This is a genomic window from Thioalkalivibrio sp. ALE21 (genome assembly GCF_003208255.1).
GTDB classification, from domain to species: Bacteria; Pseudomonadota; Gammaproteobacteria; order Ectothiorhodospirales; family Ectothiorhodospiraceae; genus Thioalkalivibrio; species Thioalkalivibrio halophilus.
This window is the reverse complement of sequence record NZ_QKMA01000019.1, coordinates 19,230-31,845: the sequence shown is the minus strand read 5'-3', so window position 1 is coordinate 31,845 and position 12,616 is coordinate 19,230. Positions and strand designations below refer to the sequence as shown.

Annotated in this window: 11 protein-coding genes and 1 riboswitch; of the genes, 5 read left to right on the top strand and 6 right to left on the bottom strand. The window is 67.5% G+C overall.

Features of this window, described 5'->3' with window-relative positions; translation table 11 throughout:
- Window positions 1–267, top strand: a 267-nt coding sequence (locus tag D893_RS12080) for a transposase (protein ID WP_146220552.1), incomplete at its 5' end; no start/stop codon positions are given.
- Between the two features lie 228 nt (window positions 268–495).
- Here D893_RS12080 and D893_RS12075 read toward each other — a convergent pair.
- Entirely contained in the window at window positions 496–2,610 is a 2,115-nt protein-coding gene (locus D893_RS12075; RefSeq protein WP_246863924.1) for a diguanylate cyclase, read from the bottom strand.
- Between the two features lie 136 nt (window positions 2,611–2,746).
- Between D893_RS12075 and D893_RS12070 the strand changes: the two genes are divergently transcribed.
- A complete protein-coding gene (locus tag D893_RS12070; protein ID WP_018947882.1) occupies window positions 2,747–3,787 on the top strand; it encodes an alpha/beta fold hydrolase in 1,041 nt (346 codons plus the stop codon).
- 29 nt (window positions 3,788–3,816) lie between these two features.
- On the opposite strand, the gene D893_RS12065 is transcribed toward D893_RS12070, so the two are convergent.
- Together D893_RS12065 and D893_RS12060 are read right to left on the bottom strand one after the other, a co-directional pair.
- Window positions 3,817–4,746: a rhodanese-like domain-containing protein gene (locus D893_RS12065; protein ID WP_110619919.1), complete on the bottom strand. Its 930-nt coding sequence runs from the start codon at window positions 4,744–4,746 to the stop codon at window positions 3,817–3,819.
- An 86-nt stretch (window positions 4,747–4,832) separates the two neighbouring features.
- Window positions 4,833–6,998 (bottom strand): hypothetical protein, encoded by a 2,166-nt coding sequence (locus D893_RS12060; RefSeq protein WP_110619918.1) that lies wholly within the window; start codon window positions 6,996–6,998, stop codon window positions 4,833–4,835.
- A gap of 129 nt (window positions 6,999–7,127) precedes the next feature.
- Between D893_RS12060 and D893_RS12055 the strand changes: the two genes are divergently transcribed.
- Together D893_RS12055 and D893_RS12050 are read left to right on the top strand one after the other, a co-directional pair.
- Complete coding sequence (locus tag D893_RS12055; protein ID WP_110619917.1) at window positions 7,128–7,547, top strand: universal stress protein; 420 nt, start codon at window positions 7,128–7,130, stop codon at window positions 7,545–7,547.
- Window positions 7,547–7,885 carry a DUF3634 family protein gene (locus D893_RS12050; protein WP_018947879.1) on the top strand — a complete coding sequence of 113 codons (339 nt, stop codon included), beginning with the start codon at window positions 7,547–7,549 and terminating at the stop codon, window positions 7,883–7,885. The genes D893_RS12055 and D893_RS12050 overlap by 1 nt, the downstream gene beginning before the upstream one ends.
- A gap of 42 nt (window positions 7,886–7,927) precedes the next feature.
- Here the strand turns inward: D893_RS12050 and D893_RS12045 are convergent, their stop codons facing one another.
- Both D893_RS12045 and D893_RS12040 read right to left on the bottom strand, forming a co-directional pair.
- Window positions 7,928–8,431 (bottom strand): heme-binding protein, encoded by a 504-nt coding sequence (locus tag D893_RS12045; RefSeq protein ID WP_110619916.1) that lies wholly within the window; start codon window positions 8,429–8,431, stop codon window positions 7,928–7,930.
- Window positions 8,432–8,587: 156 nt separating this feature from the next.
- Window positions 8,588–9,058, bottom strand: coding sequence for a hypothetical protein (locus D893_RS12040; protein WP_110619915.1), 471 nt, complete (start codon window positions 9,056–9,058; stop codon window positions 8,588–8,590).
- A gap of 516 nt (window positions 9,059–9,574) precedes the next feature.
- Window positions 9,575–9,829, top strand: a riboswitch (cobalamin riboswitch).
- Between the two features lie 136 nt (window positions 9,830–9,965).
- Here D893_RS12040 and D893_RS12035 point away from each other — a divergent pair.
- Complete coding sequence (locus D893_RS12035) at window positions 9,966–12,104, top strand: TonB-dependent receptor (protein WP_110619914.1); 2,139 nt, start codon at window positions 9,966–9,968, stop codon at window positions 12,102–12,104.
- Between the two features lie 95 nt (window positions 12,105–12,199).
- Here D893_RS12035 and D893_RS12030 read toward each other — a convergent pair whose 3' ends face one another.
- The gene (locus D893_RS12030; protein ID WP_110619913.1) at window positions 12,200–12,571 is read right to left on the bottom strand and encodes a rhodanese-like domain-containing protein; all 372 of its coding nucleotides are present in this window, start codon (window positions 12,569–12,571) and stop codon (window positions 12,200–12,202) included.
- Window positions 12,572–12,616: the final 45 nt, after the last annotated feature.

The following is a 12,616-nucleotide window of genomic DNA, read 5'->3' as shown; positions in this document are numbered from 1 at the left end:
CAGGAGTCGGGCACCTCGATCCAGCGGCAACCGCGGCTGGCGAAGACGGGGTCAAGCGGTCTGCGACGCAAGCTCTACATGGCAGCGATCGCCGCCGCGCATCACAACGCCGACGTTCGGGATCAATACCAGCGCCTGTTGCGGCGCGGGAAGGCGAAGATGGCCGCGATCGGCGCCGCAATGCGGAAGTTGCTCCACATCGCCTTCGGTGTGCTGAAGTCGCAGCAGCCGTACCAACCTCGCTGTAGCACCGGTTGCAACCAGTAAGCGAGACACGGTATCTACGGGGCGGGGGAACGGTAGGAGGCCGGCCCTCCGGCCGATTCCCCGTCCGGCCCATCTCCCGCGCCAGATCGGCCAGGGGGCTTGCCTCCTACGGGGCGGGGGAACGGTAGGAGGCCGGCCCTCCGGCCGATTTGCCCCGGTGGGTCGTCGGCCCCGATCGGCCAGGGGGCTGGCCTCCTACGGGGCGGGGGAACGGTGGGAGGCCGGCCCTCAGGCCGTACACCCCCGATTGCGCCCGCCACGCTTGGCGCGATAAAGCGCCTGATCGGCGCGCTCCTCGAGCCGCCGCAGGCTCTCTCCCCGCTCCGCACCAGCCACCCCGAGACTGACCGTTACCCCGCCCACGGTTTCGAACGGCTTGTCCTCGACCACCCGACGGATGCGTTCGGCCAGGGTCCAGGCACCCTCGGCGTCGGTATGCGTCGCCAGCACCAGGAACTCTTCCCCGCCCCAGCGCGCGAAGTGATCGGTGGAACGCAGTACCGTGCGCACCCGGTCAGCCAGCTCGCGCAGCACGCTGTCCCCGGCCAGATGCCCCCAGGTGTCGTTGACCGATTTGAAATGGTCGACGTCGAACATGATCAGGGAGAACGCCGTTTCGTAGCGCTCCCGCTCGGCATGAGCCTGCTCCAGCAGCGCGTGCAGCTTGGCCCGGTTATAGATCTCGGTCAGGCGATCGTGGGTGGCGAAGCGCTCCAGCTCCGCCTCCAGGCGTTTCTGTTCGGTGATCTCATGGAACACCGCCACGTAGTGCTCCAGCTCGCCCGCGTCGTTGTACACCGCGGTGATCGACTCCCACTGCGGATACACCTCGCCGTTGCGCCGCCGGTTCCATACCTCGCCCTGCCAGCGGCCCTCTGCCTGCAGGCGGGTCCACATCTCGCGGTAGAACTCCGCGTCGTGCCGCCCGGACGACAGGATCGCCGGCGTGGCCCCGATGACTTCTTCGGGGGTATAACCGGTGGTCTCGGTGAAGGCCGGGTTGACCCGCTCGATGCGCCCGTCCGGGTCGCAGATCAGCAGCGCATGGGTGGTGTGGAAGGCGGTGGCCAGCAGCCGCTGCTCGGCCTCCAGCGCGCGGCGCTCGGCGCGGTCGCTGATGTCGGCCAGGACCATGCTGACCATGTGCGGTGTATCCCCCGCCTCGCGGAAGACCGAGGCCGCGACCTCCACCCATTGTTCGCGATCTTTCCGGGTCGGGTGTTCCAGCCGCAGCTCCAGGCGCAGCTCCTCGTCGTTGCCGGCCTGCAGTTCGTCCAGCGCGCGGTACAGCGCCGGCTGCTCCGGCAGATGATCGGCCAGCGGGCAGCCGATCAGAGTCAGCGGATCGCGTCCCAGCAGGCGGCCGACCATGGGGTTGGCATCCTGAATGATGCCCGCCGAGTCGAGGATCAGAAGCCCCACCGGCGCGCGCTTGCGCACCTCCTCGAACCGGCGTTCCTGACGCCGCGCCAGGCGCAGTTCGTCGCGGGCCTGGCGCAGAGCCTCGCCCAGCTCTTCCAGCAACCGCGACTGGGTGGACGCCAGCAGCTCGGCGAACCCCACCAGCCCCAGCACCTCGCCGGATTCCGGATCGGTGATCCCCAGGCGGCGGATGCCGTGCTCCAGCATCATCTGGCGCGCGCGGAACAGGCTTTCCTCGGTATCCACCGTAAGCAGCGGCCGACTGGCGACCTCCGCCACCGACGGATCCTCCGCCGCGCACATCAGCTGGCGGACCACGTCGCGCTCGGTCAGGATGCCCGGCGGCCCGTCGTCGGCCCAGGACACCACCGCCGCCGCCACCCCGGCCCGCGACATCGCGCGCGTCGCATCGGACAACGGCTGTGCTGCCTCCAGTCGCAGCGGGCGGCCCCCCAGCGCCGTGCCCACCTCGCGCAGGCGCAGGTAGGCCTCGGCCCCGTGGCTGAGCGCCAGATCGGTCTGCGAGATGATGCCGAAGGGCCGGCCGTCGTCGTCGATCACCAGCAGGTGGCGGATGCCCGCTTCGGTCATGATGCCGTGGGCCTCGGTCGCCGACACCGAGCCGAAAACGCTGCGCACCGGCGAGGTCATCACCGAGGCCATGGGGCGGTCGCGTTCTTCCACCCGCGCTGGATCCAGGCGCAGGGCGTCGCGCTCGGTCCAGATGCCCTGCGGGCGGTCGTCCTCGCCCACGACCACGACCGAGCTGCAGCGGGCCCGATGCATGCGCCGCGCCGCCTCCGCGACACTCTCATCCGGGGCACAGCGCACCAGATCGCGCTGTGCGATCTCGCCCACCGGCACGGACGAGGACCCGGCGAAGGTCGCGGGGAGTACGGGCTGTCGTTCTGTATCGTTCACGGCATTCGACCCCCGGCTGGCGTTCGGCGTGGCATGGCGGCACGCGGATCCCAGTATAGACACGGAAAACGCCCGCACGTTATGAGGTGACCACTACCATGAAAAGAACCGGGCCCCCGGTTTGCAGGAGACATCCATGAAGCGTCGTCTGCGGCTGACCCTGCTGATCCTCATCGCCCTGCCCCTGTTCGCTCTGGGGGTCTGGGCGCTCTGGGGCGAATTTCAGCCCGAGCAGGAGCGGGAACTGCGCGTGGAGGTCCACGACCGCCTGGAGCAGTGGTTCCCCGAGGCCATGGAACTGCCCGACGAACTGCTCGGCTTCATCCCGCGCTCGCAGCGCTATCCGGACTCCGCGGCTCCGGATGCCATCCTGCTGCACGGACTGGACGAGCCCGGCAACATCTGGGACGAGCTGGCCACCGCCATGGACACCGCCGGCTTCAATCCCGTCGAATTCCGTTACCCCAACGACCAGGCCATTGACCGCAGCACCGACCTGCTGGCAGAACACTGGGAAGACCTGGACGCCGATCATCCGGTCATCCTGATCGGCCATTCCATGGGTGGACTGGTGATCCGCGATTTCATCACCCGCTGGCGGCACCCGGCCGACGGCGAGCCGCGCATCGAGGGGCCGCCGGTGGACGGCGTGATCCTGATCGCCACGCCCAACCACGGCTCGGAATGGGCCCGGCTGCGCATGTGGCTGGAGCTGCGCGAATGGTTCGCCGATATCCGCGAGGAGCGGTTCTCGCTGTTCGCCGGACTGCGCGACGGAACCGGCGCGGCCAAGATCGACCTGCGACCGGACAGCCGGTTCCTGGCCGAGCTCAACGCCCGCCCGTGGCCCGACGACATTCCGGTACGCATCATCGGCGGTGTGCTGGCCGAACCCACGCCCGAAATGGAACGCAGCCTGCAGCAGATGGGGGAACAGCTGGACGCCCCCGAGCTGCCCCGCCGCATCGCCGACTGGCTGGACCAGACCGGCGAAGGCCTGGGCGACGGCGTGGTCCCGGTCGACTCCCTGGCCCTGGAGGGGCACCCGGAACCACTGGTCGTGGAAGGCTCGCACCGCGGCCTGCTGGTACCCACACCACTGACGGACACCCCGCCGGCGATCGAGCCCGTGCTGGAGATCCTGGAACAGTGGCGCCGGGGGCTACACCGTCCTTGACGCCACCTGCTGACCCCGAAGCGGAGGCCTCAGAGGCTGAAGTCGCCGCCGAGCGGCTCGTCGCCTTCGACCACGGGCAGGGACTTGGCACGCCCCCAGTGGGCCCAGCCACCGTCATACAGGCGCACGTCCTCGAACCCCAGGGCCTTGAGCTGCATGTAGGCCATCGTCTGGCGGAAGCCGTCGTGGCAGTAGGCGTAGACCGTCTTGTCGCGCGGCAGATCGGCGTACAGCTCCTCCAGCTCGTCCATGGTGTCCCACAGGTGCGTCTGGCCGTTGGCGCCATCCAGGGAGACGATGTTGATCGCACCCGGGATGTGCCCGCCACGCGGCGCGCCCACCACGGTCTCGCCGGTGTAGTGGGAATTCGGACGGGAGTCCAGCAGCACCACGTCATCGTCGCGACGCGCGACCACGTCATCGTAGATGTCGGTCCACTCGACCACCAGGTCGTCCCTGGCTTCTTCCAGGGTCACGTTGCCGGGCTCGACCTCGGGCGCATCGGTAGAGAGCGTGTTGAACGCGGTCCATTCGTTGGTACCGCCGTCCAGCAGTTTCACCCGGTCCATATCGTAACCGTAGAGGTCCAGCAGGAAGTACACACGGGTTGCGAGCGCGGTCACCGAATCGTCGTACAGCACGATGGTGGAGTCGTCATTGACGCCCCAGCTGCGCAGGCTTTCCTGGAACTGCTCGCGCGAAGGGAAATGCATGATGGGATTGCGGCTGTTGTCGCCGAGATCCTTGAACCGCTGTACCTGAACCGCCCCGGGGATATGCCCCACGGTGTAGTAGCGATGCGGGTGATAGCGTACTTCGAGGATCACCAGGTCCGGGTCGTCGATGTGCTGTTCCAGCCAGTCGGCATTGACCAGGAAGTCGGCCTTCTCGGCCATTGCGGGACCGGCCGCCAGGGCCAGCAGGAGAGTGAGGGTCAGGGTCCGGAAGAGTGATCGCATGGTTTACCTTTTGCGCTGCAAAGAACTGATATCGGGATGATTGACGCCCGCGCCGGCCGGCTTATTCCCCTGCGCCCGGCATGCATTCAGCCCGGCAGGTCGGCCTGGTTGTGGCGCAGCAGGGAACGCCAGTAGCGGTTGGCGTCGGACAGGATGTGCGTCGCCGCGCCCACCAGCTCGCGCAGTTCCTCGGTGCGCATCCAGCGGGTCTGCTCCACGGCGTAGTCCTCCTGCACCTGCTTGTGCAGGGCGAAGGCCTCCTCGAGGGTACGAAGCTGGCGCCACACCTGGCCGGACATCGCCGACATGCGCACGACCTCGTTCTGCGCGAGGATGCCGTGGATGGCCGCGCCCCAGGCGGGGAAGAACGCGGTAAAGAACAGACTCCACGGAAAGTGGAAAAAGAAGTGCAGCGTGACCACCAGGAAGGTCGCGAAGAACAGCGTGAACGCAAGCCGGTGCAGGTACTTGTGGTTTATCTCCAGGTTGTGGGCCGAGCGGCGGTAATACTCGCGGTGCTCGGCCAGCACGTCGTGGATGTAATCCAGCGCCGCCTCGTTGTGCTCGCTCATCCGGTAGGGCACGCGGCCACGGCGGTCCTGCGGCATGCCCTCGGCCACCAGCAGGCGCTGCAGCACCCACAGTTCGGCGCTCTCCAGCTCCGAATGCAGTTCCAGAGGGCGGCCCTCGGGGCGGCGGTTCTCCGGCCGCCAGTACGGTGCGGAAAACGTCTTCGGGAGCACCAGTAACGGATACCCCAGACGCAGATAACGCAGCTGCTCGGCGAGGAAGCGAAAACGGATCCAGTGTCCGTGGTGATCGCGGTAGCGGGCCTTCAGCACGCGCCGCACGATGAAATGCAGCAGCACGAACTCGACCGCGATCCAGAAATAAGGCACCTCGCCGGGCGCCGCCGGCCACACCTGCAGAGCCCCGGCCACCGCGGCGAACACCGCCATCGCCGCCGCGTAGTAGATCATCCAGGTGTCGTCCTGGTGGCGCGTGGCAAAAATGCTCGCCTGCTCGTCGGACCAATTGAAGAAGTGTTCGAACGCCGGTTCGCGGATGGGGTGCTCGGCCTCGCGCTCGGGGCTCGGACGCACGGCGTTGTAGCGATTGCCCCGGCACGGCCGCGGGCGCAGGGCCCGCAGTGCTCCGGGGAGGTCGAGCATGGCCAGCGCGGAGGATGCCGCATGCAGACGGTTCACCAGCCAGTGGCGCCGCACTTCGTCGCGGGCATCGGTCTGCAGCAGTTCCACCACGCGCGAGGGCTGGCTGCGCGCCGGGGGCTCCAGCATCGCGTGCAGCCACATCCAGCTGCCGGTCACCCAGTTCCATAACCCGGGCGGGCGCCGGCGACGTCGGGTCACGCCCGCCAGACCCAGCAGCCACAGCCCCCACCAGACGACGTAGTGCCCCACCCCCACCTGGTCATCGATCCGCCGGATCAGGCGGTTCTCGGTGGTGGTCTCGTCGAGGGCCGGGGCGAACGGACACAGGATGCGTTCCAGCCACTCGTCGATCCGGCGGGAGTCGAGCTCCACCGGGTCGAACAGCGACAGCAGCGCCGCCGGGGTCACTTCCATCACGTCCAGGCGGGTCAGCGCCGCGTCGGTCACCCGGGCCGCCGTCAGCATCATCAGCTGTGGCGTGTCCTGCTCCGGGTCCAGATACAGCAGCAGGACCCCCTGTCGGCGCATCACCGCGTCGCGGATCATCTGCCCCGCGCCACTGGTGACCTCGTGGGGTTCCTGACCGTCCCACACGGCCACCAGCATGTCCGAAAACGTCAGCGCCAGATCATCCCGCAGGCGGTGCACCGACTCGGGCGGGCCCTCCGCACCATGAACGGGCTCGGCCCCCAGCACCACGCCACGGCGGGCATGCGCTCCCGGCTCGCCGGCCGTCTCGGGGCTGGTGGACATCAAATGCAGGTCCACGTCCAGGCGCGCGGCCGCGGATCGCGCCAGCTCGTTGGTTCCGGTGGCACGCCCGGTGATCAGCCGCATCACCGGCGACACGTCCGCATACACCGCATCGGTACTGGCGAAACGTTCCGCGGCCGCGCCGTACACCCGCCGCAGCACCCGCTCCAGGGTGGCCTGCAGACTGGCCCGCCGGGCTTCGGCATCTCCGTGCGACAGCCAGTTGCGCTCCAGGCGCCGCCCGCGGTGCCCTCCCACCAGCACGGAGAACGCCGGGGTCAGCCGGACCTTGTACGGGTCTTCCCCGCCCCCTGTTTCCGCTGCCAACGCATATCCTCCGGGACGAAAACTGTGAAACCATATCACCGTGGCCGTCAGCCGACTGCCCCGCCGCGCCGGAATCTGCTATACGGCTGAAAGGTCGGGCGGGCCGACCGAACCGTTAAGGGAGCAACCATGTTTGAACGAATCATGATCCCGGTGGATCTCGAACACACCGACAAGCTGCAGAACAGCCTCGAAATCGCGGCCAGAATGGCACGGGAGTACGACGCCACGGTGTACTACGTAACGGTTTCGGGGAGCCTGGCCAACCGTGCTGCCCGGACCCCGGAGGAAATGGCAAGGCATCTGGCGGACTTCGCCCGCGAACAGGGCGAGAAACACGGCATTCGCACCGACTCGAAGCTGATGCACAGCAACGACGTGGCGGTGGAGCTGGATGACAAGCTGGCTCAGGCGCAGAAGGAACTGGATGCCAATCTGGTGGTGATGGCCTCGCACATCCCGGGCGTGGCCGACCGGTTGCATCTGATCAGTTCGAATGCGGGTGAGCTCGCCCGGCGCCTCCCGGTTTCGGTCTTCGTGCTGCGCTGATGATGTTCATCGCCTTTCTGCTGATGATCGGCTTTCTGATCATCGCCGCCGTTCTGCTGGTATGGCAGGTGAGCATCCTGTTCAGCGTGGTGATCGGAGAAGACGGCAGCGTACACACCACCCGCGGGGATCCGCCGCGCAATTTCCTGCACGCGGTGCGCGAGGTGGTCAGCCGCCACGGGCTGCAGGGCGGCAGGATCACCGCGGTGCGTGGCCGCGACGGCGTTCGCGTGCGCTGTTCGCGCCGGGTGCCGGAAGAGGCCCGTGCGCATCTGCAGGCGGCGGCGGAGCGGGTCAAGGTCGGCCGCCGCCGGCGCGGGCGCAAGAAGCGCCGCTGAAGCCGGCCCTCCCCGGTACGGGCAGGGCCGGGTGATGCACCGTCAGAGCAGATCGTCCTGGATGGCGTCGATCGCATCCATGGCGCACTGGTGGTCGACCTCGCCGCTGGGACTGCCCGACACCCCGATGCCCGCGACGATGCGCCCGTCGGAGGTGACCTGAGCGCCGCCGCCGAGGATGGTGACGTTGGGCAGGTGCTGGATGCCGTAGCTGACCTCGCCCGGGAAGGCATCATCGCGCAGCTCCAGCGTATCGGTACGGAAGCTGACCGCCGTCCAGGCCTTGCTCTGTGCAGTGCCAACGGTGTGCGGACCGGCGAACCGATCCCGCTTGAGAGCCTGGGTCGTCCCGAAGCGGTCGACCACCGCCGCGGTCACCTGTGCGTTGCGATCACGACAGGCATCTACCGCGGCCTCGACGGCCTTGGTCGCGATTTCGGGTGTCAGGCTGGGTGTGTTGAACGTGGCCGAATCGGCGTGAAGGGGTGCGGCGGCCAGCGCCATCAGGGCCCCCGTTGCAAGTGCAGCTCCAATTGAACGGGTCATCTTCAACCTCCGGGGTTGGTGTAGTTCACCTGTCGATGTAGATGGTTTTCGGGCTTTTCGCAAACGAAGAAACCGAAGGACAAGGGCAACCCGAGAGGCTCAACTGCGGCGGGACACCACCCTGCCCGGGCGATGGCCCCGCGATTCCGTCTCCGTTCAGGCCACCTGACCGATCCGTTCGGAAACCGGTTCATCCGCCATCGGCGGATACTGGCTGGCCACCTCCCGGGCCGCCAGCAGAAAGGTGTTCACAAGCGTGGCGTGCTGCCGCAGCTTTTGCTCCAGATCCGGATCTTCGCTGACTTCGTCCACGACCACGCCATCCGGCCGCTCCTCCACGTGCACTTCGATGCGGCCGCGCTGTGCAAAAAGGGTGCGATACAGCGGATCACGATCGCGCAGGTGGGCGCTCTCGCGCAGCCGCCGATGCAGCTCCGGGACGTGAACGCGCAGTAACGCGGCCAGTTCAGGGTCCGTTGCCGTCGTCACCGTCCGGGTACCCCCCTCGATGAACTCCAGCTCCCTCCGGATTGCGTCGTGGGACTCCAGCAGGCGCTGAAAGACCGCCTGCTCACGCTCGTGCTGCTTGCGGGCTTCGGCGTCCAGGTGACCGCCGCAATCGATCATTCTCGGGTGCATCGTCATGGTCTGTCGGCCTCTTGCTGATGATCCTGCCCGGAAGAAGCAATCTCCCTGCCAACTCGTATTTCCCACCATGACGCGGCCACATGCCGATGCCGCCGATCCGGTAACGCTCTGAACTGCGAATATTGGCAGCTGCTAATACCCGAAAATGCCACCCGTGACACCCGAACGCTCGCAAGTCACTGTCAGAAGGGAAAAACCATCTCCAAAAATTTTCGAATATGGATTGATTCCAATTTGCGGCCGTGTATAATTCCCATTGTCGAGTCGACGGCAGCTCAGCGTCGGTTCGCCATGCAGGGGCCCCCTGGCCCCTTCTCTCCTCCATCTCTTCTGGATTTTGCCGTCGGCTCTCGGTGCCCCCCGCACCGACCCGGCGGCCCTTTTTTAATCCATCCGAACGGATCCCAATGCAAACCACATGCCAGGCACTGGCCGCGGCCGCGACCGTGGGTCACCCGGACACTGTTGGTTTGACACAACACATTAGTTCTCACTAATATTTCGCCTCCCCCGGGTGCTTCGTCGCCATCCCGACGACGAGTGAAACGGGAAGTCCGGTGCGTGCCCGGCCTCGACCTGCGCACAAGTCCGGCGCTGCCCCCGCAACGGTAGGCGGGTCACGGCAGACCCATGCGAACCACTGCGAAGAACGCGTCCGTTCAGGGCGTGCTTCGCGGGAAGGTGGTCTGCCCCGGAGCCAACGGCTCCAGCCCGCGAGCCCGGAGACCGGCCCGGAGGACAACGGAGAACCGCGGGGAGCGGTATCACCGGGCGGATCGGCATCGCTGCGCATCGGTTCACGACGCGCCGACGATGGCGCACGCCCGCCCCCCGCGGTCGACACCCACGACCACGGCGCACGGGCGGTGCGCAAAGAGAGTTCGCAATGTTCCCGAAGAAGAGATTTCCCGCGGCCCTGCTGGGCGGTGCCGCGGCCGTGCCCTTGTTGCTGGCGGCACCGCCGGCAACCGGCGAAGAAGACCCCGACGATTCCGCACGGGTACTGCCACAGGTCACCGTAACGGCGGCCACCCGCACCGAGCGTCTGGTGGAGAACACGCCCGCCTCCACCGAAGTGATCACCGGCAAGGACATCCGTCGCAGCGGGGCGACCATGCTGGACGAGGCCCTGCAGGCCGGATCCAGCCTGTTTACCGGTGCCGACGGCAACCGCTTCTCGATCCGCGGCGGCGGCCGCGCCGACATCGTCTACATGCTGGACGGCCGCCGCATCAGCGGCACGTCCGGCCGGGGCTTCGAGCTCAACCGCATCCCGGTCAGCCACGTGGAGCGCATCGAGATCGTGAAGGGCCCCGGCAGCGTGGTGTACGGCTCGGATGCGGTGGCCGGCGTGATCAACGTGATCACCCGCCAGCCGGATGCGGGCTTCGAAGGCAGCGTGGAGCTGCAGAGCGGCATGCCCGCCAGCGCCGATGGCGGGGAGCGCATCAACGGTTCGCTGTTTCTGGGCGGCGGCACCCGCGACACCCGGTTCCGGCTGCTGGCGGATGTGCTGGACCGCGAGGCCTATTCCGAAGACGCCACGGCCGACGTGCGCATCGCCGAGCAGGGCGACCGGGTCCGGCCGTCGGAGTCCGGCGCGCTGGAGGATGACCACGCGATCCAGGACCGCTATGCCTTCGACGAGGACCGCCGCGAGAGCGCGCGGGTCTACAACCTGCGCGCCGGCGTCAGCCACTGGTTCACCGACGACTTCAACGTGGAGCTGGAGGCCGGCCTGCTGCGCGAAGAGCGCGAGCGGCGCTTCCTGCACGAGCGGCCGCCGGTGGCCACCGGCTACACGAACAACAATGGCGATCCGGTGCGCGCCCTGCAGTTCCCGGCACAGCGCAGCGAGGACAGCGACCGGCGCGATCTGGCCGTGGCCGCCGAATGGTTCGTGACCGACACCCTGGAGCTGAATTACCAGGTCTACGAAAGCAAGTTCGAGATGGACCGCTCCAACACCTTCCTCGAGGCCGCGGACTTCGGCTTTGATACCACCGGGGACAGCGAATTCGGTCCGCGCGAGGTCACCTTCACCGACCGCGTCCACGACTTCGCCGCCACCTGGCGGCCCGACGCCCGCCACACGGTACTGACCGGCTTCGAACACCAGCACCAGACCTACCGCGACCGCGAACCGGCGCACGAGCCGGAAGACGACCAGTGGGTCGGCGGGGTGTTCCTGCAGCACGAATGGGCGGTCAGCGACCGTCTGGATCTGGTCTACGGCGCCCGCCACGACGAGACCTCCACCGAGGTCGACAACACCTCGCTGCAGGCCGGTGCGGTCTATCGCCTGGCCCCCGAGGCCCGGCTGCGCGTGCAGTATGCCGAGGGGTTCAAGCTGCCGGAACTGCGTTCGTTCCACGTGGACACCCTGAACCCGCGCGGACAGCGGGTGCTGGGCGCCCATGTCGTCGATCCGGCTGTCGGCAAGACGCGCCATGAACTCGAACCCGAGACCAGCCGCAATGCCGAGCTCGGCATCGCCGGCGACCTGCGCCTGAGCGACACCACCACGGGGCATTACGACGTGGGCCTGTTCTATACCGAGTTCGATGACCGGATCGCGCAGACCCAGGGCGATGGCGACTACCGCACGTTCCGCAACGTGAGCAACGCCCGCGCCCGCGGCGTGGAGACCCGCCTGGGCGCGGACTTCAACTCGCAGGTGGAGCTGCGCCTGGGGGGCACCTGGATGGATGCGATCGATCGGGACAGCGGCGAGACCCTGACCGACACGCCGGAACTCACCATGGTGGCGAGCGCGCTGTGGACGCCCAGGAAAGAACTGCGCCTGCAGCTGCGCAGCCGCTACGTGGATGAGGTACGCGTGGCCGGGGACGAATGGGATCGCTCGTTCACCCTGACCAGTCTGAACGTGGAGTACGCGCCGGCGGCCTGGGAAGACGTGACCCTGCGCGGCGGGATCGACAACCTGTTCGATGCCGACAATGAAAGTTCGCTGGCAGCGGATCCCGGCCGCTTCCTCCACGCCGGGGTCCGGTACGACTTCTAGGACGTCCGGTCCGGGGACCGGGAGGGCTGCCTTTATGGGCAGTCCTCGCCCCGGTTTTCATGTCGTTTCTGTCACCACATTGCTCATACGGAGGACTACCCCGGGTTCGGATTGGAACCCGACCCGCCGCAATATTCCTGCCAGGCTGCCGATCCGCCGCGCAGCACACGCGCGTCGATGTCCATCGCGCGCAGGCTCTCGGCCACCAGATGGGAACGCCCGCGCCCGCCACAGAACACCACCACGGGCTGCGCCGGATCCTCCAGATGTGACTCGATGCTGGCCTCCAGCTTGGGCCGAGGGATGTTCACGGCCCCCTCGATGGACGCTCCCTGCGCCTCTTCCGGCTGGCGCACGTCCACCAGCAGCAGCGGTTCACCGGCCTCCCGCCAGCGCGCCAGCTCCGCCGGCTCCACGTGCGGCAGGGTCTGTTCCAGGCGGGTGATGCGTTCTTCGAAACGGCTCATGACGATTCCTCGGATATGGGTGGTTCGAGCTTGCGGGGAGATCGG

Bases quoted from the DNA above. Each gene is read 5' to 3' on its own strand.
- D893_RS12070 (WP_018947882.1), top strand. From the start codon at position 2,747: ATGAAGCGTCGTCTGCGGCTGACCCTGCTGATCCTCATCGCCCTGCCC.
- D893_RS12065 (WP_110619919.1), bottom strand. From the start codon at position 4,746: ATGCGATCACTCTTCCGGACCCTGACCCTCACTCTCCTGCTGGCCCTG.
- D893_RS12055 (WP_110619917.1), top strand. From the start codon at position 7,128: ATGTTTGAACGAATCATGATCCCGGTGGATCTCGAACACACCGACAAG.
- D893_RS12050 (WP_018947879.1), top strand. From the start codon at position 7,547: ATGATGTTCATCGCCTTTCTGCTGATGATCGGCTTTCTGATCATCGCC.
- D893_RS12045 (WP_110619916.1), bottom strand. From the start codon at position 8,431: ATGACCCGTTCAATTGGAGCTGCACTTGCAACGGGGGCCCTGATGGCG.
- D893_RS12040 (WP_110619915.1), bottom strand. From the start codon at position 9,058: ATGATCGATTGCGGCGGTCACCTGGACGCCGAAGCCCGCAAGCAGCAC.
- D893_RS12035 (WP_110619914.1), top strand. From the start codon at position 9,966: ATGTTCCCGAAGAAGAGATTTCCCGCGGCCCTGCTGGGCGGTGCCGCG.
- D893_RS12030 (WP_110619913.1), bottom strand. From the start codon at position 12,571: ATGAGCCGTTTCGAAGAACGCATCACCCGCCTGGAACAGACCCTGCCG.